Raw genomic sequence first — 22,029 nt, 5'->3', positions numbered from 1 at the left:
GCGACGTCCTATACCGCCTTTACCCTAAGCTCTCGCGGCAGGGTGAAGGTGATGTGTTCCGGCTCGCCTTCCAGCTCGACTTCATCGGTGGCGCCCCAGCTCTGCAGCTGGTCGATGACGCCGCGTACCAGGACCTCGGGGGCCGAGGCGCCGGCGGTTACGCCGATGCGTTGGACGCCTTCGAACCAGCTCTGCTGCAGGTCTTCGGCGCCGTCGATGAGATAGGCCGGGGTGCCCAGGCGTTCGGCGAGTTCGCGCAGGCGGTTGGAGTTGGAACTGCTGGGGCTGCCCACCACCAGCACCACGTCGCTTTCCAGCGCCAGGGTCTTCACGGCGTCCTGGCGGTTGGTGGTGGCGTAGCAGATGTCGTTCTTGCGCGGGCCATTGATGCGGGGAAACTTGGCGCGCAGAGCATCGATCACCTTGCGGGTGTCATCCATCGACAGGGTGGTCTGGGAGACGTAGAACAGGGCTTCGGGGTTGCGCACCTCGAGCTTTTCCACGTCTTCCTCGTCTTCCACCAGGTAGATGGCACCGCCGGCACGATCATCGTACTGGCCCATGGTGCCCTCCACCTCCGGGTGCCCGGCATGGCCGATGAGGATGCATTCCTGGCCGTCACGACTGTAGCGTGCGACTTCCATGTGCACCTTGGTCACCAACGGACAGGTGGCGTCGAACACCTTGAGGCCACGCTCGGCGGCCTCGCGGCGCACGGCCTGGGAGACGCCGTGGGCGCTGAAGATGAGGATGACGTCGTCCGGTACATCGGCCACGTCTTCGACGAAGACGGCGCCACGGGCGCGCAGGTTGTCGACCACGAACTTGTTGTGCACCACTTCGTGACGCACATAGATGGGCGGACCGAAAACGTCCAGCGCCCGGTCGACGATGTCGATGGCGCGGTCCACGCCGGCGCAGAAGCCGCGGGGATTGGCGAGCTTGATCTGCATAGGCTCCTCTGCCCGCTTCACGGGCGGCGTTGGATCAATGGGAGACGGCAGGCTCGATGGCCAGGATTTCCACGTCGAAGGTCAGCACACGGCCGGCCAGCGGGTGGTTGAAGTCGATGATCACCTGCTCGTCGTCGTAGCTCTTGACCACGCCAGGCATCTCGCCACCGGCGGCGTCGCTGAAGATGATCAGCAGGCCGGGCGACAGCTCCATGTCACTGAAGTCGTCCCGCGCCATGGTCTGCAGATTGCCATCGTTGGGCTGGCCGAAGCCGCGCTCCGGCGGAATGGTCAGGCTGGTCTTGGTACCGGCCTCCAGGCCGAACAGCGCCTGCTCGAAACCGGGCAGGAGATTGCCGTCGCCGACGGTGAAGGTGGCCGGCGCCTTGTCGAAGGTACTGTCCACCACGTCGCCATTCTGCAGCTTGATGGCGAAGTGCAGGGTGACCCGGGTATCCGGGCCGATGGTGATCTCAGCCATGGGCTTCCTCGGGCTTCTTCTTGCGGAACATGTCCAGGGCCAGCATCACGGCACCGACGGTGATGGCGCTGTCGGCCAGGTTGAAGGCCGGGTAGTACCACTCCTGGCGCCAGTGCACCAGGATGAAGTCGATGACGTGGCCCAGGACCAGGCGGTCATAGAGATTGCCCAGCGCACCACCGAGGATCAGGGCCAGGGCGATGGCGGTCCAGGTGTCGTTGCGCAGGCGCTTGAGCCAGACCACCAGGACCACGCTCACTACGGCGGCGATGCCGGCGAAGAACCAACGCTGCCAACCGGAGTGATCGGCCAGGAAGCTGAAGGCGGCGCCCGGGTTGTAGGCCAGGGTCCAGCTGAGGATGTCCGGAATCACCGGCACCTTCTGGTAGAGCGACAGGTTGGCCTGGAAGTAGAGCTTGGTCAGCTGATCCAGCAAGATCACCAGCACACTCAGGGCCAACCAGGGCAAGGCACCGAAACGCGAGGCGTCACGCATGCTCGCGCACCTCGCCGGCACCGTAGACGTTGGTCACGCAGCGCTCGCAGATCTCCGGATGCGCGGCATCCTGGCCGACGCTGTGGCTGTGGTGCCAGCAGCGGGCGCACTTGGGTGCCTCGGACTTGCGGACCACCAGCTTGAGACCGCTCAGTTCGCTGGCCACGGCGCCTTCCGGAGCCTTTTCCAGCGGCTGGACAGCGGCCTGGGACGAGATCAGCACGAATCTGAGTTCGTTGCCCAGGGCTTCCAGCACGGTCTGCAGGGCGCTGTCGGCGTAGAGGGTGATCTCCGCCTGCAGGCTGCCACCCAGGGTCTTGGCGGCGCGCTGGTTCTCCAGCTCCTTGTTGACCGCGGCCTTGACCGCCATCACCTGATCCCAGTAGGCACGATCCAGGGTCGCGCCCTCGGGCAGGGCGAAAAGGCCGTCGTACCAGGTGGTCAGCATCACCGACTCTTCCCGCTCGCCCGGCAGGTACTGCCAGATCTCGTCGGCGGTAAAGGAGAGGATAGGCGCGATCCAGCGCACCAGGGCCTCGGCGATCAGATACAGCGCGGTCTGGCAGGAACGCCGTGGCAGGCTGTCGGCGCCAGTGGTGTACTGGCGGTCCTTGATGATGTCGAGGTAGAAGCCGCCCAGCTCCTGCACGCAGAAGTTGTGCACCTTCTGGTAGACGTTGAGGAAGCGGTACTCGGCGTAGGCCTGCTCGATTTCCTGTTGCAGCAGCAGGGCGCGATCCACAGCCCAGCGATCCAGGTCGATCATGTCCTCGGGAGCGACCCGGTTGACCGCCGGATCGAAGCCGGAGAGGTTGGAGAGCAGGAAGCGCGCGGTATTGCGGATGCGGCGATAGGAGTCGGCGCTGCGCTGCAGGATCTGGTCGGAAACCGCCATCTCGCCGGTGTAGTCGGTGGAGGCGACCCAGAGGCGCAGGATGTCGGCGCCCAGGCTGTCGATGACCTTTTGTGGGGCGACCACGTTGCCCAGCGACTTGGATTGCTTGCGGCCCTGCTCGTCCACGGTGAAACCGTGGGTCAGCAGTTCCTTGTAGGGCGCATGGCCGTCGATGGCGCAACCGGTCAGCAGCGAGGAGTGGAACCAGCCACGGTGCTGGTCGGAGCCTTCCAGGTAGAGATCGGCCGCCGGGCCCTGGTCATGGGCCAGCTCGGCATGGGAGCCGCGCAGCACGTGCCAGTGGGTGGTGCCGGAATCGAACCAGACGTCGAGGGTGTCGCGACTCTTGTCGTACTGACCGGCTTCTTCGCCGAGCAGTTCAGCGGGATCGAGTTTGAACCAGGCTTCGATGCCCTCGCGCTCGACGCGCTGGGCGACGGCTTCCATCAACTCGACGGTACGCGGATGCAGCTCGCCGCTTTCCTTGTGGGTGAAGAAGGGAATCGGTACGCCCCAGTTGCGCTGGCGCGAGATGCACCAGTCGGGCCGGCCGGCGATCATGCCGTGCAGCCGCGCCTGGCCCCAGGCCGGGACGAACTGGGTCTGCTCGATGGCGGCCAGGGAACGCTCGCGCAGGGTGGCGCCCTTGTTGGGCTGCTTGTCCATGCCGACGAACCACTGGGCGGTGGCGCGATAGATCAGCGGGGTCTTGTGGCGCCAGCAGTGCATGTAGCTGTGGTTGATCGCCTCGTGCTTGAGCAGGGCGCCCGCCTCTTCCAGCGCGCCGACGATGACCGGGTTGGCCTTCCAGATGAACTGGCCGCCAAACAGCGGCAGCGACTCGGCGTAGACACCGTTGCTCTGCACCGGATTGAGGATGTCGTCGTTGCTCAGGCCGTACTGCTTGCAGATACGGAAGTCGTCCTCACCGTAGGCAGGCGAGCAGTGCACGATACCCGTACCGGCGCCCAGCTCGACGTATTCGGCCAGGTAGATGGGCGACAGGCGCTCGTACAATGGATGACGGAAATTGATCAGCTCCAGGGCGGTTCCCGGGGCAGTGGCGATCACCTCGCCCTGCAGGCCGTAGCGCGCCAGGCAGCTTTCCACCAGCTCTTCGGCCAGCAGCAGCAGGCGATCACCGACGTCCACCAGCGCATAGGTGAACTCGGGATGCACGTTGAGTGCCTGGTTGGCCGGGATGGTCCAGGGGGTGGTGGTCCAGATGACGATGGCGGTGGGCTTGGCCAGCGCTTCGAGGCCGAAGGCGGCTGCCAGCTTGTCGGCATCGGCGACCGGGAAGGCCACGTCGATGGCGTCGGAACGCTTGTCCTGGTACTCCACCTCGGCCTCGGCCAGGGCCGAGCCGCAGTCGAAGCAGAAGTTGACCGGCTTGAGGCCCTTGAAGACGAAGCCCTTCTTGACCAGTTCGCCCAGGGCGCGGATCTCGCCGGCCTCGTTGGCGAAGTTCATGGTCAGGTAGGGATTGCTCCAGTCACCCAGTACGCCCAGGCGGACGAAGCCGGCCTTCTGCTCTTCGATCTGCTCGCTGGCATAGGCGCGGCAGCGCTCGCGGGTCAGATCCGCCGGCTGATTCTTGCCGAAGGTGGTCTCCACCTTGTGCTCGATGGGCAGGCCATGGCAGTCCCAGCCCGGCACATAGGGGGCATCGAAGCCGGCCAGGGTCTTGGACCGGGTGATGATATCCTTGAGGATCTTGTTCAGCGCATGACCGATGTGGATGCTGCCGTTGGCATAGGGCGGACCGTCATGCAGGATGAAGGTCGGACGGCCCTTGCCGATGGCGCGCAGCTTCCCGTACAGGTCGATGTCCTGCCAGCGCTTGAGCGCTTCCGGCTCGCGCTGCGGCAGGCCGGCTTTCATCGGGAATGCCGTTTCCGGCAGGTTGAGCGTCGCTTTGTAATCGGTCATGTCAGTCCAGGCTCGTTGACGGTTGCCCCTGCCAGTAGGCGCGGGCCGTGGCGACGTCCGCTTCGATCGCCGCCTTGAGGGCCTCCAGAGAGGCGAATTTCTGTTCGTCGCGGACCTTCTGCACGAAGGTCACGCTGAGGTGGCGGCCATAGAGGTCGCCGGCAAAGTCCAGCAGATGGATCTCCAGATGCGGACGACCATCGCCCTGCACCGTCGGCCGCTGGCCGATATTGGCCACGCCCGGCACCACCCGCCCATCGATCAGGCTGCTGACCAGATAGACGCCGCGCAGCGGCGGTCGACGCCGCTTGAGCTGGACGTTGGCCGTGGGCCAGCCCAGCTGGCGCGCCAGCTTCTGGCCGTGCAAGACCCGTCCCGAGAGGCTGTAGGGCCGGCCCAGCATGCGCGCGGCCAGGGCCAGATCGCCGTCGGCCAGGGCCTGGCGGATCAGGGTACTGCTCACCCGCAGGCCGTCCAGTTCGACGGTGGTAGCAGCTTCCAGGGTGAAGCCGTGGTCGCGGGCAGCCAGATTCAGGTAGGTGAAGTCGCCGGCGCGGTCGCAGCCGAAGCGGAAATCGTCACCGATCTCTAGGTGTTTCACCCCCAGGCCTTCCACCAGCACCTGCTGGACGAAGGCCTCGGCAGACAACTCGCGCAGCCGCCGATTGAAGTTCAGGCAGAGCACGTTGTCGACGCCCAGGCGCGCGAAGCATTCCAGCTTCTCGCGCAGGCGGGTCAGACGCACCGGCGCGATATCGGGCAGGAAGAATTCCCGCGGCTGAGGTTCGAAGATCACCACGCAACTGGGCACCCCGAGCTCCGCCGCCCGCTCACGCAGCCGCGCGAGGATGGCCTGGTGCCCCAGGTGAACCCCGTCGAAGTTGCCAATGGTGGCAACGCAGCCCTTGGGAAAGGCGTCGAGATGATGGAGACCACGAAACAGCTGCATGGGTAGGTATTGCTCAGAAATTAATCGATTATATCCGGATGCCCGCCGCGAGGACAGGCGCACACCCGGCCTTGTGCAATCACAGCACCGCGCGCCGATTGAAGTCGCGCACGCGGAAGCCGAGCAGGAAGAGACTGGCGAAATAGGCCAGCACCCCCGCCGCGACCAGCCCGCCCAGACGCAGCAGGCGCTGCCACATCAGTCCTTCGCTCCAGCTGGGCAACAGCTGCATCAGGCCGAACAGGACAGCGGTCATCACCGCCACGGCGATCAGCAGTCGCAGCAGAAAGCTTGTCCAGCCCGCCTGGGGGATGAACAGGTTATGGCGGCGCAGTTGCCAGAATAAAAGGCCGGCGTTGAGACAGGCCGCGACGCCTATGGCCAGGGCCAGGCCCACATGCTGCAGCGGACCGATCAGGATCAGGTTGAGCACCTGGGTCACCGCCAGGGTGAAGAGCGCGATCTTCACCGGGGTCTTGATGTTCTGCTGGGCATAGAAGCCCGGTGCCAGCACCTTGACCAGGATGATGCCGAGCAGCCCCACGGCATAGGCGACCAGTGCCCGCTGGGTCATCAGGGCGTCATGGGCATCGAAACGGCCGTACTGGAACAGTGAGACGGTCAGGGGCTCGGATAGCAGCGCCAGGGCCGCCGAGCAGGGCAGCACCAGCAGGAAGCACAGTCGCAGGCCCCAGTCGAGCAGCCGCGAATACTCCTGGCGATCGGCCTTGGCGTAGGTGCGCGACAGCGCCGGCAGCAGGATGGTCCCCAGCGCCACGCCGAGCACCCCCGAGGGCAGCTCCATCAGGCGATCGGCGTAGTACATCCAGGAGACCGAGCCGGCCGCCAGGAAGGAGGCGAAGATGGTGTTGATGATCAGCGAAATCTGGCTGACCGAGACCCCGAGGATCGCCGGCCCCATCTGCTTCATGACCCGCCAGACGCCGCTGTCACGCAGATTCAGTCGCGGCAGCACCAGCATGCCGATGCGCTTGAGATGCGGCAGCTGATAGAGGAATTGCGCCAGACCACCCACCAGGGTCGCCCAGGCCATGGCCATGATCGGCGGATCGAAATAGGGGGTCAGGAACAGCGCGAAGACGATCATGCTGACATTGAGCAGGGTCGGCACGAAGGCCGGCACGCTGAACCTGTTCCAGGTGTTGAGCACGGCCCCGGCCAGGGACGCCAGGGAGATCAGCAGGATGTAGGGAAAGGTCACCCGCAGCAGGCTGGAGGTGAGGGCGAATTTCTCCGGGGTATCGGCGAAACCCGGCGCGGTGATCCAGATCACCAGGGGCGCAGCCAGCATGCCCAGCAGCGTGACCACCGCCAGCACCAGGGTCAGCAGGCCACTGACGTAGGCTAGAAAGGTGCGGGTGGCCTCCTCGCCCTGCTGGGCCTTGTATTCGGCGAGGATGGGGACGAACGCCTGGGAAAAAGCCCCTTCGGCGAAGATGCGGCGCAGCAGGTTGGGCAGCTTGAAGGCGACGAAAAAGGCGTCGGTGGCCATGCCGGCGCCAAAGGTGCGGGCGACGATGGTGTCGCGCACGAAACCCAGCACGCGGGACAGCATGGTCATGGAGCTGACGGCGGCCAGGGACTTGAGCAGATTCATGGCAGGGAGAGGACTCGGTGAACGCAGCGGGACGTGACAGAGGATGCGCGTGAGCGCAGTCGCGCGATGGGCACAAGCGATCGAGTGTAACGAGGCCCTTCATCGGCGACCAGCCGGATATCCATCCAGATAGCCTTGACAGGCGCCGCCAGGGACGTCAAGATTCGCGACCTTAATTTAGCTCTGTACTTGCTACAGAGTTCGCTCTGTACCCAATACAGTCTTTTTCGAAGGAGCTCCACGGTGGCTAACTCCCCCTCCGCCAAAAAACGCGCCAAACAGGCTGAGAAGCGTCGCAGCCACAATGCGAGCCTGCGCTCCATGGTGCGTACCTACATCAAGAACGTCGTCAAGGCGATCGAAGCCAAGGACCTGGAAAAAGCCAAGTCCGCTTATGTTGCTGCCGTTCCGGTCATCGACCGCATGGCCGACAAGGGCATCATCGACAAGAACAAGGCCGCTCGTCACAAGAGCCGCCTGAACGCTCACATCAAGGCCCTGGCTACCCCCGCCGCTGCCTGATAAGCGTTCAAGTAAAAAACCGGCTTCGGCCGGTTTTTTATTGCCTGGGATTCGGGAATCCAGCGCCTCCGGAGAGGCGCCAGGATCGACGATCGTCAGACCAGGACGAGGTTGTCCCGGTGAATCAGCTCGGGCTCGTAGACATAGCCCAGCTCAACCACGATGGCATCCGAAGGCCGCCCCAGGATGCGCTGCGCCTCGGTCGCACTGTAGTTGACCAGGCCACGCGCCACCTCGCGCCCGTCCGGACCGACGCAGGCAACCATCTCACCGCGCCGGAAGCTGCCTTCCAGCGCTCGCACGCCCACCGGCAGCAGACTGCGATGACCGCCCACCAGGGCCTCCACCGCACCGGCATCCAGGCGCAGGGTGCCACGCACCTGCAGATGCCCCGCCAGCCACTGCTTGCGCGCCGCCACCAGGCCACGCTCGGGTGACAGCAGGGTGCCCAGCTGCTCGCCCTGCTGCAGGCGACTGAGCACCTGCTGGATCCGCCCGCCGACGATGACGGTATAGGCACCGGAGCGCGCCGCCAGACGCGCAGCACGCAGCTTGGTCTGCATGCCGCCACGCCCCAGGGCACCGCCGGTACCGCCGGCGACCAGATCCAGGGCCGGATCGTCGGCGCGCGCCTCGCTGATGAGACTGGCATCGGGATTGTTGCGCGGATCGGCATCGAACATGCCATCGCGATCGGTGAGGATGACCAGCAGATCGGCTTCGACCAGGTTGGCCACCAGGGCAGCCAGGGTGTCGTTGTCGCCGAAGCGGATCTCGTCGGTAACGACGGTATCGTTCTCGTTGATCACCGGCACCACACCCAGGCTCACCAGGGTGCGCAGGGTGCTGCGGGCATTGAGGTAGCGCTTGCGATCGGACAGGTCGTCATGGGTGAGCAGGATCTGCGCGGTCTGCACCTGATGCTCCGCGAAACTGGATTCCCAGGCCTGCACCAGCCCCATCTGCCCTACCGCCGCGGCCGCCTGCAACTCGTTGATGGCGGTCGGACGCTGCGCCCAGCCGAGCCGACTCATGCCGGCCGCCACCGCACCCGAGGATACCAGCACCAGCTCGATGCCCGCCTGGTGCAGGGCTACCATCTGCTCGACCCAGCCAGCCATGGCCCCGCCATCCAGACAACGCCCGTCGTCGGTCAGCAGGGCACTACCGATCTTCACTACCCAGCGCTGGGCGCCAGACACCTGATCACGCATGGGCAAGCTCCTTTCTTACCGTACGTAGAAGATTTCCGGACCGTCGCCGTCGTCTTCGTCATCATCGAAGTCGTCGTCTTCGTCCACCGCCTTGACGCCCGAACGGCGCAGGGCCCGCTGGTCGTCCAGCGCCTGCAGACGCGCCCGCGCCTCGTCCTCGATGCGCTGATCGAGTTCTTCCAGCGCCTCGGCATAGGCCGGGTCCTCGGCGAGACGCAGGGTCCGCTCGTCGAGATACTGCATGATGGCCTGACAGAGCTGCTCGGTGCCTTCCCGCTCCAGGGCGGAGATGACGAAGACCGGACCCTGCCAGCCCAGACGCTCGACCACCGCCTTGAGGCGCTCTTCGCGCTCGTCATCGAGCAACTGGTCGGCCTTGTTCAGCACCAGCCAGCGGTCACGCTCGCCCAGCGCCGGGCTGAACTTGGTCAGCTCGTTGATGATGGTCTCGGCAGCCTCGGCCGGATCGCTTTCATCCAGGGGCGCCATGTCGACGAGGTGCAGCAGCAGGCGGGTCCGCGCCAGGTGCTTGAGGAAGCGGATTCCCAGGCCGGCGCCTTCGGACGCTCCTTCGATCAGCCCCGGGATGTCGGCGACCACGAAGCTCTTGAAGCGCCCCACGCTGACCACGCCCAGGTTGGGCACCAGGGTGGTGAAGGGATAGTCCGCGACCTTGGGCTTGGCGGCCGAGACCGCGCGGATGAAGGTGCTCTTGCCGGCATTGGGCAGGCCGAGCAGACCGATGTCCGCCAGCACCTTGAGCTCCAGCTTGAGATCGCGCTCTTCGCCGGGTTTGCCCGGGGTGGTCTGCCGCGGTGCGCGGTTGGTGCTGGACTTGAACCGGGTGTTGCCCAGGCCGTGCCAGCCACCCTGGACGACGCGGATGCGCTGACCGGGCTGGGTCAGGTCACCGATGATCTCCTGGGTCGCCGCATCGATCACCGTGGTGCCCACGGGGACCGGCAGCACCAGGTCTTCACCCTTGGCGCCGGTGCACTCGGTGCTCCCGCCCTTCTCACCGTTCTGCGCGGTGAAACGTCGGGTGTAACGGTAATCGACCAGGGTGTTCAGGTTGATGTCGGCTTCGAGCCAGATCGACCCGCCATCGCCGCCGTCACCGCCATTGGGGCCACCCTTCTCGATGAATTTCTCCCGGCGGAAACTCATCATGCCGTTGCCGCCGTCACCCGCTTTTACGTGTATGGATACTTCATCGACGAATTTCATCTGGACCTCCCGCGCTCGCGGGCCGCTGCAAACAAGGAAATAGCTTAACTACAAACGAAAAAGCCCCGTCGGGTAGACAGGGCTTTTCTTTCGTCACGGGCCTTAGGCGGCGGCGACGATGCTCACGTAACGACGGCCGAAGGCGCCCTTCACGTCGAACTTGATCACGCCGTCCACTTTCGCGAACAGGGTGTGATCCTTGCCGAGGCCCACGCCGTAACCGGCATGGTACTGGGTGCCGCGCTGACGCACGATGATGTTGCCGGCCTTGACGACCTGGCCGCCGTACAGCTTCACGCCAAGGCGTTTGCTTTCGGAATCGCGACCGTTACGAGTAGAACCACCCGCTTTTTTGTGTGCCATGAGTCAATTCTCCGTTAGAGGCGAGATCAGGCCTGGATGCCAGTGATCTTGATTTCGGTGAACCACTGACGGTGGCCCTGACGCTTCATGTGATGCTTACGACGACGGAATTTGATGATGGTGACCTTGTCGTGACGGCCCTGGGCGGTCACTTCGGCGGTCACTTTGGCACCATCAACGACCGGCAGACCGATCTTGACGTCGTCACCGTTGCCAACCAGCAGAACCTGGTCGAAGGTGACGGTTTCACCGGTGGCGATGTCGAGCTTCTCGACCTTCAGGTATTCGCCTTCGGCGACCTTGTACTGCTTGCCACCGGTAACGATAACTGCGTAGGACATGGTAAATCTCCGTTAAACCTGCTCACCCGGTGCTTTATAGGAGGTATCGTCGACCGGCATGGCTGCACGGGACCGGAAGGACCACCGCGCAATTGCGTAAGACAGGGGGTTAACCCTAGGAATGTTCAGGGCCCGCGATTCTACGCAAGCCGGGGCCGGGAGGCAAGAGCCGCCCGCCCGCGCCTTGACAGCCCCCCACCCCACCCCTAGCATGCCGCGCAACCTCGTTCAGCGGCCATGCCGGGCCGGTGCCCAGCCGAATCGGCATGAGCGGCGAGCCGCGGGAGCGCGATGGCAATCCCTGGGCATGGCACTTGTGCCGGTCCCTAGGGCATAGTCTGGCGGTCATGCGCCATCCGGCCGCTTGAATATTGCCCGGACCTCCAGTGGACACCTCTCAATGACGCAGCAATCCCAGTCCTTCTATCGCGTGGTGACGGACGATTTCGCCGCCGTAGACGGCATCATCCGCCAGCAGCTGACCTCGCGCGTGCCGCTGGTCGAGAAGATTGGCGACTACATCGTCTCCGCGGGTGGCAAGCGCCTGCGTCCGCTGCTGGTCCTGCTGGCCGGCAAGGCGCTCGGGCGCGCCGATCACGATCTGCAGCTGCTGGCGGCGACCATCGAATTCCTGCACACCTCCACCCTGCTGCACGACGATGTCGTCGATGCCTCGGGAATGCGCCGTGGCCGCTCCACCGCCAACGCCCTCTGGGGCAACGCCCCCAGCGTCCTGGTGGGCGATTTCCTCTATGCCCGCTCCTTCGAGATGATGGTGGCGCTCGGCTCCATGGAAGTGATGCGCATCATCTCCCAGGCCACCCGCGTCATCGCCGAGGGCGAGGTGCTGCAGCTGTCGAAGATCCGCGACGCCAGCACCACCGAAGAGATCTACATGGAAGTCATCCGCGGCAAGACCGCCATGCTCTTCGAAGCCTCCACCCACAGCGCGGCGATCCTGGCCGGCGCCAGCGCCGAACAGGCCGACGCCCTGCGCCGCTATGGCGATCACCTGGGCGTGGCCTTCCAGCTGGTCGACGACCTGCTCGACTACCAGGGCGACGCCGTCGCGTTGGGCAAGAACGTCGGTGACGATCTGGCCGAGGGCAAGCCGACCCTGCCGCTGATCGTGACCATGCGCGAAGGCACTGCCGAACAGGCCGCCCTGGTACGCCAGGCGATCCGCCAGGGCGGCAGCCAGGACCTGGAAGGCGTGCGCGCCGCCGTCGAAGCCGCTGGCGCCCTCGACTACACCGCACGCAAGGCCCAGGAATTCGCCGAGCGGGCGATCGCCTGCCTGGACGTCCTGCCCGCCAGCGAATATCGCGACGCCCTGGCCGACCTGGGTCGCTTCTCGGTGGCCCGTACCCACTGACGCCTGCACCGTCCGATCAAGCCCGCCGTCGCCAGACTGCGGGCTTTTTCATATCCGACCAAAAAAGTCAGGTAATCTCTTGCTATTTATTGAATAAGAATTATTCTCACAAATAGCACAGCAGGAGCCCTTGCCATGACTTATCTGATCGACGCCTGGCTGGACCGGCCGCACCCCTATCTGCGCATCCTCAACCGGGAAACCGGCAAGGTCTGCGCGGAGCTGGACGAGACGGCCCTGGAAGAACTCAAGGACCTGGGCGAGCTGGATCTGCACAGCCTCACCTCCAGCGAGCCGCGGGTGGTGAAGGAGCAGATCCGCCAGGTCTTCCTGTTCAGCTACGCCCTGGCGCTGCGCCCGGACAACGAGGCGCTGCGCCTGGACTGCTAGCGTTAGAGGACGTCGAGCAGCTCGACGTCGAACACCAGCACGCTGTGCGGCGGGATGCCGCCGACGCCCTGGGCGCCATAGGCCAGTTCGCTGGGTACGTGCAGGCGCCACTTGCTGCCGGCAGGCATCAGTTGCAGGGCTTCGGTCCAGCCGGCGATCACGCCGCCCACCGGAAACTCGGCCGGCTGGCCGCGCTGGTAGGAGCTGTCGAACACGCTGCCGTCGATGAGGGTGCCGTGGTAGTGGGTACGCACCTGGTCTTCACGGGTCGGCGTGGCGCCCTCCCCCTGGGTGAGCACCTCGTATTGCAGACCGGACGGCAGCACCACGACGCCAGGGCGCTCGGCATTGGCCTTGAGGTAGTCGACGCCCTCCTGAGCCGCCGCAGCGGCCTTGGCCTGGGCTTCCGCCTGCATGCGCTCGCGGATGACGCGGAAGCTGGCGTTCAGCGACTCGACGTCCACCCGGGAATCCTGGCCGTCGAAAGCCTCGGTCAGGCCGGCGAGCACGGCCGCCAGCTGCATGCCGGGGACCGGATTCTGGCGCAGCTGATCGCCCAGCTGGCGGCCGATGCCGTAGCTGACGCGGGCTTCGTCGGTGTCGAGCAGGATGTCGTTCATAGCAGCCTTTCCATCGTGAAAAAAGAGCCGAGCCTAGCACATCAAGGACTCGACTCGCCGCCGAGGCTGCCGCGCTGCCGGCGACAGCGCTCGGAGCAGTAGCGCACCTCGTCCCAGTTGCGCTCCCACTTCTTGCGCCAGGCGAAGGGCCGCTGGCAGACCGGACAGACCTTGGTGGGCAGATCGCCCTTCTTCATAGGGATTCTCCCGCGTCGAGACGCGCCAGCAGGGTTTCGCCACGCTGCCAGAGGGCCTGCTGGCGCTCGGGGGCCTGGCGATCGAGATTGCGATAGAGATTGAGCATGCGCGGATAGTGGGCGAAACGCTCGCGATGGCGGATCAGGAAGTGCCAGTAGAGGGCATTGAAGGGACAGGCCCTGTCGCCCAGCGCTTCCGTGACTTGATAGTGGCAGCCCTTGCAGTAGTCGGACTGGCGACGGATGTAGTGGCCGCTGGCGCAATAGGGCTTGCTCGCCAGATAGCCGCCGTCGGCATGCATCACCATGGCCTGGGTGTTGGGCAGCTCGACCCACTCGAAGGCATCCAGGTAGACCGCCAGATACCACTCGCCGATGGCCTGGGGCGCGATGCCGGCCAGCAGGGCGAAGTTGCCGGTGACCATCAGCCGCTGGATATGGTGCGCGTAGCCCAGCGCCAGGGTCTGGCCGATGGCCTGGCGCATGCAGGCCATACGGGTATCGCCGGTCCAGTAGAACTCTGGTAGCGCCCGGGTATTGCCCAGCGCATTGAGCTCACGGTATTCGGGCATGCGCAGCCAATAGACGCCATGGACGTACTCTCGCCAGCCGATCAGCTGACGCAGGAAGCCCTCGGCACTGTTGAGCGGCACCCTGCCCTCGCGATAGGCGGCATCCACGTCGGCGCAGAGCCGACGCAGGTCCAGCAGGCCAATGTTGAGCGCCGCACTGATCCGGGCGTGATGCAGATAGGGCTCGCCACGGGCCATGGCGTCCTGATAGCTGCCGAAGTCGCGCAAGCCCGTGCCCAGGAAGTGCTGCCAGAGGCGCTCGGCATCCGCCCGGGTCACCGGATAGTCGAAGCCCTCCAGCCGGCCATAGTGATGGGCGAAGCGCTGCCCGACCAGCTCGAGCACGTCCCCGGTACAGGCATCGGCCGGACAGCTGAAGGGCTCGGGAACAGGCTGGTCTTTAGGCAGCGCCTTGCGATTGTCCTTGTCCAGGTTCCAGACGCCACCGCACGGCTCGTCTGGCCCCTCCATCAGCCAGCCGTGTCGCCTGCGCATGCCGCGGTAGAAGGCCTCCATGCGCAGCTCGGTGCGCGACCCGGCCCAGCGGGCAAAGGCGGCGCGACTGCAGAGGAATCTGTCATCGCCATGCCAGCGTACCGGTATCGCCAGGTCCAGCGCCCGCAGCGCCTGCTCCAGTCGCCACTCGCCGGTCTCGGTCAGCCGAATCTCACGCGCGCCCGTCGTCTTTGCCCAGAACGTGATCTCGGCTGGCAGCGAGCCCTGGTTGTCGAGGTCGTCCAGGGTGCGATAGAGAACCCGGAAGCCGCGCGCGCGCATCTCGCTGGCGAAGTGGCGCATGGCGCTGAAGATCAGGGCGATCTTGCGCGGATGATGAGGGACATAGCTGGCTTCGCTCATCACCTCGGCGAGCAGCAGCACGTCCTGCGCGGGATCGGCGTCGCGCAGGGAGGCCAGGCGAGGCGAAAGCTGATCGCCGAAGACCGGCAGCAGGCGCCGAACGGCGCCCTCGCTCAAGAGGCGTTCCGGTAGTTCAGCGGGATCTTCAGGGGTTCGGCCGAGCGTGGCGCCATGCCGACCATCTCGTCGTAGGCACTGTGCTGGATGAGAAAGCACGGCAGTGCCGGCAGATCGGCCAGCAGGCGGCGGGCCTGGGCGGCCGAGCCCAGGCGGTAGAAGTGTCCGTCCCGTCCGGTCAGGCGCGTGCGACCGTTCTGGGTGAGCACCTCGAGCACATAGAAACCACCCTCGATGGAAAGCAGATTGAGTTCACGAACCTCACCGGCCTGGGCGCGCTGGGTCAATTCCGGCAATTGCATGGAAACCTCCGGGTCGAGATCGACGCCGGGGATGGCGTCGATAGGCAGCTGTGAGCCTTCGACAACCTAGGACAAGCAAGCGCAGCGGTGCAATCCACAAAGCGTAAGCGAAAGCTGCCGGCGGCAGACGAGTGGCCGCCCGGCCCATCAGTGCTTGGTCAGGCGATCCAGATAGCCCATGGCAAAGGCCGAGACCACGAACACCAGATGGATGATCACGTACCACTTGAGGTACTCGGGATTGGTGTTCTGGGCATCCATGAAGATGCGCAAGAGGTGAATCGAAGAAATGGCGACGATGGACGCGGCCACCTTGTTCTTCAGCGAGCCCGAATCCATCTTGCCCAGCCAGCTGAGCTTTTCCGAGCCCTCGTCGATGTCCAGCTGGGAGACGAAATTCTCGTAGCCGGAAATCATCACCATCACCAGCAGGCCACCCACCAGCGCCATGTCGATCAGCGACAGCACCAGGAGGATCAGCTCGGCCTCGGTGGATTCGAAGATGTGCGGCAGGACGTGGAAGACTTCCTGAAAGAACTTGAGCGCCAGCAGGACCAGGGCCAGGGACAGACCCAGATAGATGGGTGCCAGCAGCCAACGGGAGGCGTAAAGGGCTTTTTCGATCAGACGTTCCATGCAGACTCGCTCGGATTACAGGGCCGGGCGAGTATACCGGGGCGGTGCGAACGGACCAATGCGGCAGGTTGTACCTGATTCAGGCGTCGGGACCGACCTGGAAACGCACCTGCTGATGGGCACGCTCACCGTTCATCTTGCGCAGTTCACTCTGCATGTGCAGGCGCCAGATCTGGGTCTCCTCGACCTGGATGTAGCCCTGCTCGACCAGGTTCTCGGCGATGGCGGTCATGACGCCCTCGGCCGCTTTGGGACCATGGAAAGGCCCCTGGGCCTTGATGGCGGTGGGCTGCTGACCGTTGAGGCCGGCGGCGCACAGCAGGGTCCAGAGGCCCTGCTCCTGACCGAGCGGCTTGATTTCGCATTCGATACGGGTGACGAGGCCCAGGCAGGGACGGATCAGGGTAATGGTGCGGGACATGGCGTCATCCTCTCGAAGCGCTCAATGCTCGCCGGTCCTAGGCCAGAGGTATCCACAAAGGCTGTGGACAACCCTGTTGGTCAACAGGGGGCAAGCGGGTCTGGGCGCCGTGCTACTTGGGCTGCGGCACCTTGTACAAAATCCGACCTGCCCCCTGTACCTCAGTTCTCCGCCGCTTGGTTGTTTTTCCCTTTTGCCTTGGAGTTATCACTGAGTTTGTCGGCCAGTTCATCTTCCAGCTCGAGCTCGGCGATTTCCTTGAGACGCTGTACCACGCGCGCATTGACGCTGCCGTCGGGGAAGCGACCCTTGGCATCCGGCGCCCCGGCGGGCTCGCCCACCAGCAGCGACAGGGCCTCGTCCGCCTGACGTACGGCATAGACATGGAACAGCCCCGCGCGGACCGCTTCCAGCACGGTTTCGTCGAGCATCAGGTTGGTGACGTTGGCGCGCGGAATGATCACGCCCTGCTCGCCGGTCAGGCCACGGGCCTGGCAGAGGCGGAAGAAGCCTTCGATCTTCTCGTTCACGCCCCCGACCGGCTGCACCTCGCCGAACTGGTTGATGGAGCCGGTGATGGCGAAGCACTGCTTGAGCGGGGTGCGCGACAGCGCAGAGATCAGGGTGCAGGCCTCGCCGAGGGAGGCGCTGTCGCCATCGACATAGCCATAGGACTGCTCCAGGGCGATGCTGGCCGAGATCGACAGCGGGAATTCCTGGGCATAGCGACTGCCCAGGTAGCCGGTCAGGATCATCACCCCCTTGGAGTGGATCGGCTGACCCAGGCTGACTTCGCGCTCGATATCGAGGATGCCGCTGGCGCCCGGGTAGACGGTGGCGGATATTCGCGCCGGCATGCCAAAGGCGGAATCGGCCACCTCCAGCACGGTGAGGCCGTTGCACTTGCCCACCGCCGCGCCCTGGGTGTCGATGAGGATCAGCCCGGTGAGCATGTCGTCCAGCACCCGGGCGCAGACGCGACCAGTGCGGGTCTCCTTGGCCTTGAGCGCGCGCTCGACATGGCCCTTATCGGTCCGCTCGTCGCCCGCCAGGTGGCGAATGAAGTCGGCTTCGCTGACCAGCTGGAACAGATCGCCGATACGCGCCGACAGCCGCCCCTGGTGTTCGGCCAGGCGGGCGCTGTAGGTGGCCAGGCGGGCCACGGCCGCCGAGGTCAGAGGCGCCATGCCCTCCTCCGAGGTACGCGTCTTGAGCAGCTGGGCGAACTGCTCCAGGCTCTCGTCGCGCAGCGGCAGTTCTTCGTCGAAGTCCACCAGCACCCGGAACATCTCCTGGAAGTCCGAATCCAGCTCCTGCAGGGTGTAGTAGATGTTGCGCGAGCCGATGATGATGACCTTGAGCTGCAGCGGGATCTGCTGCGGCGCCAGGCTCATGGCGGTGAGCCGCCCCAGCTCGGCCAGTGGCGATTCCATCTTCAGCTGACGCGAATGCAGGGCGCGCTTGAGCGCGTCCCAGACGAAGGGCTCGGTCAGCAGCTTGTCCGCCTCGACGATGAGGAAGCCGCCATTGGCGCGGTGCAGCGCCCCCGGGCGCAGCTGGCGATAGTTGGTGTAGAGCGCGCCCTGATCGGACTGGTACTCGATGCGCCCGAAGAGGTTGTCGTAGGTCGGGTGGGACTCGAACACCACCGGCGCACCACCGGTGACGTGGTGACCGATGATCAGATTGGGTTCGTACTGCTCGCGCAATTCCTTGCGCCGCTGCATGTCGGGCTTGGCGTCGTCGGCCAGCTGCTCGACCACCGTCTTGAGCAGATCCACCTGCATGGCCTGCAGGTAGGCGCAGACCCCGGGATTGTCGTTGTACTTCTCCGACAGCGGCGCCAGCAGCGGCTGCAGGGCCTGGATGATGGTGTCTTCATTCAGGGCACGCAGCTGGTTGCTCGATTCGCGCCGCCACTGCGGCAGGCTGGCCAGCTCTTCGTTGAGGCGCTCTTCCAGGCTGGAGATGTCGGCGTGGAAACGCTCGCGCTCGGCCTCGGGCAGCTGGGCGAAGTCGGCCTCATCCAGCGCCTTGCCCTCCTTCATCGGGGTGAAGGCGACATTGTTGGCATCGCGATAGAGGGCGATCTCCTTTTCCAAGGCGAGCTTTTCCACTACGTCCAGCGCCTGGTCGTAGCGCTGGTTGAAGGCGCGCTCGATGGCGCTCTTCTTCTGCTGGAAGGCCGGGTGCTCGAACACCGCCGGAAAGGTCGCCAGCAGGTTGTCGATGAAATGCGCCATGTCGGCCACGAAAGCCTCGCCTTCACCAGGCGGCAACTCCAGGGCGCCCGGGGCGCGGGGCTCTTCGAAGTGATTCAGGTAGACCCAGTCGTTGGGCGTCGGTTGGCGCTTGGCCTCGGCCTTGAGATAGCGCTGGACGAAGGAGAAGCGACCGGTGCCCGGCTCGCCCATGACAAAGACGTTGTAGCCGGGCCGCGGCATGGCCACCCCGAACTGCAGGGCTTCCACCGCGCGTTCCTGACCGAGGATGCCGCGGAAGGGTTCGAGCTGATCGGTATCGGCAAAGGAGAATTGTTCGGGAGCGAAGGGGCGGGTCAGCTCATCGGGAGCGAGCCGGAGACCGGCCGCGACGGGATCGTGCATCGTAAGTCCTTGTCAGGCATGCAAGCAGTGTCCGCATTCTGCGACCGGGATGACAGCCGAAGCAAGGCAAGCGGCGCACCCCTGCGCATTTAAGCGCAGCGGTGCGCGGGGTTAGCGCAACGTCTGTCGGTATTTTCCGGCGCCCGCGTTTTTTGACGAAATTCTCACCAGACGCCTACTAAGCTCTCTACATGGGGATCAGGCGTAGGATCCCGTGAGGAGGCCCCATGGCTGGCTCTCGTCGTTTCATTCCGCTGTTGTTCCTGCTGTCCGCGCTCGCGGCCTGCACCAGCTATCACGACCAGTTGATCGCCAAGGGCTATCCGCCGGCCTATGCCGACGGCTTCAGCGACGGCTGCCAGACCGGCAAGCAGGCGGTCAACGGGATAGGTTACGAGCACAAGGACGCCCGTCGCTTCGCCGCGGAAAAGCCCTATCAGCAGGGCTGGGACGCGGGCTATGCGCAATGCGTGCAGGTGGCCCAGCGCGAGGAGCAGCAGCGGTTCCTGGACCAGGTCCGGGAAAATCGCGAAGGCGCCGAACAACTGCACCTGCGCTCCAAAACACGTTGAGGTCGTAGCCAACCTTGCGGCGCGGATAGGATGACCTATGCTGGCGGGCCCGCTTGTCGAGCCCTGCCGATGTCTGCCCGTTCGCCGCTGTTCGCCGTTGCCCTGCTGCTGGTCGCCATGACCTCGATCCAGACCAGCGCCAGCCTGGCCAAGACCCTGTTCCTGCGTCTCGACCCGGTGGGCGTCACCACCCTGCGGTTGATCTTCGCCGCGCTGGTCCTGCTGCTGGTGCTGCGCCCCTGGCGCAACTTTCGCCGCGAGGCGCTGGGCAGTCTGCTGGGCTATGGCATCGCCATGGGCGTGATGAACCTGACCATCTACCTGGCCATGCAGCGGCTGCCGATCGGCATCGCCGTCGGCCTGGAATTCGTCGGCCCCCTGGTGGTGGCACTGTGCGCCCTGCGCCGCTGGCTGGACCTGCTGTGGATCGTGCTCGTAGTGGCCGGCCTGGCAGTACTCCTACCCTTCGGCCACAACGCCTCGGCGCTGGATCCACTGGGCACCGCCCTGGCCCTGGGCGCCGGTGCCTGCTGGGCGCTGTACATCGTGCTGGGCAAGCGCGCGGGGGCGGTGCACGGCACCGGCACGGTAGCCTTTGGCGCGACCATCGGCGCCCTGGTGATCCTGCCCATCGGCATCGCCCACAGCGGCAGCAATCTCTTGCAACCGGAAATCTGGCCGCTGGCACTGGCCCTGGCGCTGATGTCCACGACCATTCCCTACGCCCTGGAGATGGTGGTGCTGACCCGCCTGCCGGCGTCCACCTTCGGCACCCTGATGAGTCTGGAGCCCGCGCTGGGCGCCCTCTCCGGCTGGGTGTTCCTCGGCGAAATCCTGGGCATCGCCCAGTGGTTCGCCCTCGCCTGCATCATCGTCGCGTCCATCGGCGCCACCTGGAGCAGCCGCCTGACCCCGGAGCAAACGCCGCTCTAGGCACTCTATAGCGAGGCGAATCCTCACGCGGAGTACCGACGATGATCTATCTGATAATGGGCGTCTCGGGCAGTGGCAAGACCACCCTGGGCGAACTCCTGGCCAGCCGGCTTGGCTGTCGTTTCGACGATGCCGACACCTTTCACAGCCAGGCCAACAAGGACAAGATGGCCAAGGGTATCGCCCTCACCGACGAGGATCGCTGGCCCTGGCTGGACGCCATCCACGATGCCATGCAGCAGGCGCAGGCCGAGGGCACCACCCGGGTGTTCGCCTGCTCGGCGCTGAAAAAGATCTATCGCGACCGCCTGCTGAGCGGCCTCGAAGGGGTCCGCCTGCTGTTTCTCAAGGGCTCGCCGGAGCTCCTGGCCGAGCGCATCGGCAGTCGCCGCGGACACTTCTTCGATCCCAAGCTCCTGCAGAGCCAGCTCGATACCCTGGAGGCGCCCGATCACCTGGAAGCCCAGGTGCTGGACGTGCGCAAGTCGCCGGAGCAGCTGGTGGATGAGGTGCTGGCGTCTGGCCACGGCGCCTGAGCGCTGCGGCCAGCGCTTCAGACCGCGACGGGCGCCTTGATGTGCGGGTGGGCCTGATAGCCTTCCAGCTCGAAATCCTCGAAGCGGAAGGCGAACAGGTCGGTGACCGCCGGATTGAGCTTCATGGTCGGCAGCGGCAGTGGCTCGCGGGTCAGCTGCAGATCGGTCTGCTCCAAGTGATTGGCATAGAGATGGCAATCACCGCCGGTCCAGATGAATTCGCCCGGCTGCAGCCCGGTGACCTGGGCCACCATCAGGGTCAGCAGCGCATAGCTGGCGATGTTGAAGGGCACGCCGAGGAAGATGTCGGCGGAGCGCTGATACAGCTGGCAGCTCAGGCGACCATCGGCGACATAGAACTGGAAGAGCGCATGGCACGGCGGCAGCGCCATCTCGTCCACCAGGGCCGGATTCCAGGCCGAGACGATCAGGCGGCGCGAGTCGGGCTTGGCGCGGATCATGTCCACCACCCCGGCGATCTGGTCGATATGGCGACCATCGGGTGCCGGCCAGCTGCGCCACTGGTAGCCGTAGACCGGACCCAGCTCGCCATTCTCGTCGGCCCATTCGTCCCAGATGGACACGCCATTGTCCTTCAGGTAGCGGATATTGGTCTCGCCCTGCAGGAACCACAGCAGTTCATGGATGATGGATCTCAGATGGCACTTCTTGGTGGTGACCAGGGGAAAGCCCTCGGCCAGGTCGAATCTCATCTGGTAGCCGAAGACGCTGTAGGTCCCGGTGCCGGTGCGGTCGCTCTTGAAGGTGCCGTGTTCGCGCACGTGGCGCATCAGGTCGAGGTACTGTTTCATGGCGGAAGCGCTACCTGGCAAAAGGCAAATGGTATCAAATCGTGCCCTGTTGCAGCGGTCGCGCTTGTCGCAGGCTTGCTCATCGGACATA

The 22,029-nt window shown here is 65.0% G+C and carries 24 protein-coding genes; 6 read left to right on the top strand and 18 right to left on the bottom strand.

The genetic code is table 11. From position 1 onward, the window contains the following. Window positions 1-8 precede the first annotated feature (8 nt). The 6 genes from ispH to murJ form a co-directional block, all read right to left on the bottom strand. The gene (gene ispH, locus DBY63_RS17970) at window positions 9-953 is read right to left on the bottom strand and encodes a 4-hydroxy-3-methylbut-2-enyl diphosphate reductase (RefSeq protein WP_007160801.1); all 945 of its coding nucleotides are present in this window, start codon (window positions 951-953) and stop codon (window positions 9-11) included. A 34-nt stretch (window positions 954-987) separates the two neighbouring features. Beyond that, window positions 988-1,434, bottom strand: a complete 447-nt coding sequence (locus DBY63_RS17965) for a peptidylprolyl isomerase (protein WP_007160800.1) — start codon at window positions 1,432-1,434, stop codon at window positions 988-990. After that, window positions 1,427-1,930, bottom strand: a complete 504-nt coding sequence (gene lspA / locus DBY63_RS17960; protein ID WP_027600177.1) for a signal peptidase II — start codon at window positions 1,928-1,930, stop codon at window positions 1,427-1,429. Before lspA ends, DBY63_RS17965 begins: the two co-directional genes overlap by 8 nt. Then, on the bottom strand, window positions 1,923-4,757 hold the full coding sequence (gene ileS / locus DBY63_RS17955) for an isoleucine--tRNA ligase (RefSeq protein ID WP_108582512.1): 2,835 nt from the start codon (window positions 4,755-4,757) through the stop codon (window positions 1,923-1,925). The genes lspA and ileS overlap by 8 nt, the downstream gene beginning before the upstream one ends. A 1-nt stretch (window position 4,758) precedes the next feature. Then, window positions 4,759-5,706, bottom strand: a complete 948-nt coding sequence (ribF, locus tag DBY63_RS17950; RefSeq protein WP_007160797.1) for a bifunctional riboflavin kinase/FAD synthetase — start codon at window positions 5,704-5,706, stop codon at window positions 4,759-4,761. 79 nt (window positions 5,707-5,785) lie between these two features. Beyond that, window positions 5,786-7,324, bottom strand: coding sequence for a murein biosynthesis integral membrane protein MurJ (murJ, locus tag DBY63_RS17945; RefSeq protein ID WP_044341580.1), 1,539 nt, complete (start codon window positions 7,322-7,324; stop codon window positions 5,786-5,788). Between the two features lie 243 nt (window positions 7,325-7,567). On the opposite strand from murJ, the gene rpsT reads away from it, so the two are divergent. Then, on the top strand, window positions 7,568-7,846 hold the full coding sequence (gene rpsT / locus DBY63_RS17940; protein ID WP_007160795.1) for a 30S ribosomal protein S20: 279 nt from the start codon (window positions 7,568-7,570) through the stop codon (window positions 7,844-7,846). Between the two features lie 95 nt (window positions 7,847-7,941). Here the strand turns inward: rpsT and proB are convergent, their stop codons facing one another. The 4 genes from proB to rplU all read right to left on the bottom strand — a co-directional run bounded on the left by proB (window position 7,942) and on the right by rplU (window position 10,991). Then, the gene (proB, locus tag DBY63_RS17935; protein WP_007160794.1) at window positions 7,942-9,060 is read right to left on the bottom strand and encodes a glutamate 5-kinase; all 1,119 of its coding nucleotides are present in this window, start codon (window positions 9,058-9,060) and stop codon (window positions 7,942-7,944) included. A 15-nt stretch (window positions 9,061-9,075) separates the two neighbouring features. Further along, window positions 9,076-10,287, bottom strand: coding sequence for an Obg family GTPase CgtA (gene cgtA / locus DBY63_RS17930; RefSeq protein WP_027600861.1), 1,212 nt, complete (start codon window positions 10,285-10,287; stop codon window positions 9,076-9,078). A gap of 102 nt (window positions 10,288-10,389) precedes the next feature. Further along, window positions 10,390-10,650: a 50S ribosomal protein L27 gene (gene rpmA, locus DBY63_RS17925; protein ID WP_007160792.1), complete on the bottom strand. Its 261-nt coding sequence runs from the start codon at window positions 10,648-10,650 to the stop codon at window positions 10,390-10,392. A gap of 26 nt (window positions 10,651-10,676) precedes the next feature. Further along, on the bottom strand, window positions 10,677-10,991 hold the full coding sequence (gene rplU / locus DBY63_RS17920; protein WP_007160791.1) for a 50S ribosomal protein L21: 315 nt from the start codon (window positions 10,989-10,991) through the stop codon (window positions 10,677-10,679). A gap of 400 nt (window positions 10,992-11,391) precedes the next feature. On the opposite strand from rplU, the gene DBY63_RS17915 reads away from it, so the two are divergent. Together DBY63_RS17915 and DBY63_RS17910 are read left to right on the top strand one after the other, a co-directional pair. Further along, window positions 11,392-12,366 carry a polyprenyl synthetase family protein gene (locus tag DBY63_RS17915; protein WP_044341582.1) on the top strand — a complete coding sequence of 325 codons (975 nt, stop codon included), beginning with the start codon at window positions 11,392-11,394 and terminating at the stop codon, window positions 12,364-12,366. Window positions 12,367-12,501: 135 nt separating this feature from the next. Next, window positions 12,502-12,756 carry a hypothetical protein gene (locus DBY63_RS17910; RefSeq protein WP_007160789.1) on the top strand — a complete coding sequence of 85 codons (255 nt, stop codon included), beginning with the start codon at window positions 12,502-12,504 and terminating at the stop codon, window positions 12,754-12,756. A gap of 2 nt (window positions 12,757-12,758) precedes the next feature. Here DBY63_RS17910 and DBY63_RS17905 read toward each other — a convergent pair whose 3' ends face one another. The 7 genes from DBY63_RS17905 to DBY63_RS17875 all read right to left on the bottom strand — a co-directional run bounded on the left by DBY63_RS17905 (window position 12,759) and on the right by DBY63_RS17875 (window position 19,085). After that, entirely contained in the window at window positions 12,759-13,376 is a 618-nt protein-coding gene (locus DBY63_RS17905) for an FKBP-type peptidyl-prolyl cis-trans isomerase (RefSeq protein WP_017640861.1), read from the bottom strand. Window positions 13,377-13,417: 41 nt separating this feature from the next. After that, window positions 13,418-13,573, bottom strand: a complete 156-nt coding sequence (locus DBY63_RS17900) for a DUF2256 domain-containing protein (RefSeq protein WP_074583973.1) — start codon at window positions 13,571-13,573, stop codon at window positions 13,418-13,420. Then, entirely contained in the window at window positions 13,570-15,120 is a 1,551-nt protein-coding gene (locus DBY63_RS17895; protein WP_108582513.1) for a cryptochrome/photolyase family protein, read from the bottom strand. The genes DBY63_RS17900 and DBY63_RS17895 overlap by 4 nt, the downstream gene beginning before the upstream one ends. Beyond that, window positions 15,117-15,422, bottom strand: coding sequence for a DUF6482 family protein (locus DBY63_RS17890; protein ID WP_027600170.1), 306 nt, complete (start codon window positions 15,420-15,422; stop codon window positions 15,117-15,119). Before DBY63_RS17890 ends, DBY63_RS17895 begins: the two co-directional genes overlap by 4 nt. A gap of 147 nt (window positions 15,423-15,569) precedes the next feature. Further along, on the bottom strand, window positions 15,570-16,058 hold the full coding sequence (locus tag DBY63_RS17885; protein ID WP_017640865.1) for a TIGR00645 family protein: 489 nt from the start codon (window positions 16,056-16,058) through the stop codon (window positions 15,570-15,572). Window positions 16,059-16,137: 79 nt separating this feature from the next. Then, window positions 16,138-16,479, bottom strand: coding sequence for a hypothetical protein (locus DBY63_RS17880; RefSeq protein ID WP_007160783.1), 342 nt, complete (start codon window positions 16,477-16,479; stop codon window positions 16,138-16,140). Between the two features lie 161 nt (window positions 16,480-16,640). Then, the gene (locus tag DBY63_RS17875) at window positions 16,641-19,085 is read right to left on the bottom strand and encodes an ATP-binding protein (RefSeq protein WP_027600169.1); all 2,445 of its coding nucleotides are present in this window, start codon (window positions 19,083-19,085) and stop codon (window positions 16,641-16,643) included. Window positions 19,086-19,312: 227 nt separating this feature from the next. Here DBY63_RS17875 and DBY63_RS17870 point away from each other — a divergent pair, with 227 nt between their 5' ends. From DBY63_RS17870 to DBY63_RS17860, 3 genes are all read left to right on the top strand, one after another. Next, complete coding sequence (locus DBY63_RS17870; protein WP_027600865.1) at window positions 19,313-19,657, top strand: hypothetical protein; 345 nt, start codon at window positions 19,313-19,315, stop codon at window positions 19,655-19,657. 69 nt (window positions 19,658-19,726) lie between these two features. Next, window positions 19,727-20,590, top strand: a complete 864-nt coding sequence (locus DBY63_RS17865) for an EamA family transporter (RefSeq protein ID WP_027600866.1) — start codon at window positions 19,727-19,729, stop codon at window positions 20,588-20,590. A 41-nt stretch (window positions 20,591-20,631) separates the two neighbouring features. Then, window positions 20,632-21,126, top strand: coding sequence for a gluconokinase (locus DBY63_RS17860; protein WP_108582514.1), 495 nt, complete (start codon window positions 20,632-20,634; stop codon window positions 21,124-21,126). Window positions 21,127-21,143: 17 nt separating this feature from the next. On the opposite strand, the gene DBY63_RS17855 is transcribed toward DBY63_RS17860, so the two are convergent. Continuing rightward, the gene (locus DBY63_RS17855; protein ID WP_027600165.1) at window positions 21,144-21,938 is read right to left on the bottom strand and encodes a thymidylate synthase; all 795 of its coding nucleotides are present in this window, start codon (window positions 21,936-21,938) and stop codon (window positions 21,144-21,146) included. Window positions 21,939-22,029 lie beyond the last annotated feature (91 nt).

The organism is Pseudomonas sp. RIT411 (assembly GCF_003057735.2).
GTDB classification, from domain to species: domain Bacteria; phylum Pseudomonadota; class Gammaproteobacteria; order Pseudomonadales; family Pseudomonadaceae; genus Chryseomonas; species Chryseomonas oryzihabitans.
The sequence above is the reverse complement of the archived record's forward strand: the minus strand, read 5'-3'. Positions and strand labels throughout refer to the sequence as shown.

Excerpts from the sequence above, each read along its gene's own strand:
- ispH (WP_007160801.1), bottom strand. The coding sequence starts at position 953 with ATGCAGATCAAGCTCGCCAATCCCCGCGGCTTCTGCGCCGGCGTGGAC.
- DBY63_RS17965 (WP_007160800.1), bottom strand. The coding sequence starts at position 1,434 with ATGGCTGAGATCACCATCGGCCCGGATACCCGGGTCACCCTGCACTTC.
- lspA (WP_027600177.1), bottom strand. The coding sequence starts at position 1,930 with ATGCGTGACGCCTCGCGTTTCGGTGCCTTGCCCTGGTTGGCCCTGAGT.
- ileS (WP_108582512.1), bottom strand. The coding sequence starts at position 4,757 with ATGACCGATTACAAAGCGACGCTCAACCTGCCGGAAACGGCATTCCCG.
- ribF (WP_007160797.1), bottom strand. The coding sequence starts at position 5,706 with ATGCAGCTGTTTCGTGGTCTCCATCATCTCGACGCCTTTCCCAAGGGC.
- murJ (WP_044341580.1), bottom strand. The coding sequence starts at position 7,324 with ATGAATCTGCTCAAGTCCCTGGCCGCCGTCAGCTCCATGACCATGCTG.
- proB (WP_007160794.1), bottom strand. The coding sequence starts at position 9,060 with ATGCGTGATCAGGTGTCTGGCGCCCAGCGCTGGGTAGTGAAGATCGGT.
- cgtA (WP_027600861.1), bottom strand. The coding sequence starts at position 10,287 with ATGAAATTCGTCGATGAAGTATCCATACACGTAAAAGCGGGTGACGGC.
- rpmA (WP_007160792.1), bottom strand. The coding sequence starts at position 10,650 with ATGGCACACAAAAAAGCGGGTGGTTCTACTCGTAACGGTCGCGATTCC.
- rplU (WP_007160791.1), bottom strand. The coding sequence starts at position 10,991 with ATGTCCTACGCAGTTATCGTTACCGGTGGCAAGCAGTACAAGGTCGCC.
- DBY63_RS17915 (WP_044341582.1), top strand. The coding sequence starts at position 11,392 with ATGACGCAGCAATCCCAGTCCTTCTATCGCGTGGTGACGGACGATTTC.
- DBY63_RS17910 (WP_007160789.1), top strand. The coding sequence starts at position 12,502 with ATGACTTATCTGATCGACGCCTGGCTGGACCGGCCGCACCCCTATCTG.
- DBY63_RS17905 (WP_017640861.1), bottom strand. The coding sequence starts at position 13,376 with ATGAACGACATCCTGCTCGACACCGACGAAGCCCGCGTCAGCTACGGC.
- DBY63_RS17900 (WP_074583973.1), bottom strand. The coding sequence starts at position 13,573 with ATGAAGAAGGGCGATCTGCCCACCAAGGTCTGTCCGGTCTGCCAGCGG.
- DBY63_RS17890 (WP_027600170.1), bottom strand. The coding sequence starts at position 15,422 with ATGCAATTGCCGGAATTGACCCAGCGCGCCCAGGCCGGTGAGGTTCGT.
- DBY63_RS17885 (WP_017640865.1), bottom strand. The coding sequence starts at position 16,058 with ATGGAACGTCTGATCGAAAAAGCCCTTTACGCCTCCCGTTGGCTGCTG.
- DBY63_RS17880 (WP_007160783.1), bottom strand. The coding sequence starts at position 16,479 with ATGTCCCGCACCATTACCCTGATCCGTCCCTGCCTGGGCCTCGTCACC.
- DBY63_RS17875 (WP_027600169.1), bottom strand. The coding sequence starts at position 19,085 with ATGCACGATCCCGTCGCGGCCGGTCTCCGGCTCGCTCCCGATGAGCTG.
- DBY63_RS17870 (WP_027600865.1), top strand. The coding sequence starts at position 19,313 with ATGGCTGGCTCTCGTCGTTTCATTCCGCTGTTGTTCCTGCTGTCCGCG.
- DBY63_RS17865 (WP_027600866.1), top strand. The coding sequence starts at position 19,727 with ATGTCTGCCCGTTCGCCGCTGTTCGCCGTTGCCCTGCTGCTGGTCGCC.
- DBY63_RS17860 (WP_108582514.1), top strand. The coding sequence starts at position 20,632 with ATGATCTATCTGATAATGGGCGTCTCGGGCAGTGGCAAGACCACCCTG.
- DBY63_RS17855 (WP_027600165.1), bottom strand. The coding sequence starts at position 21,938 with ATGAAACAGTACCTCGACCTGATGCGCCACGTGCGCGAACACGGCACC.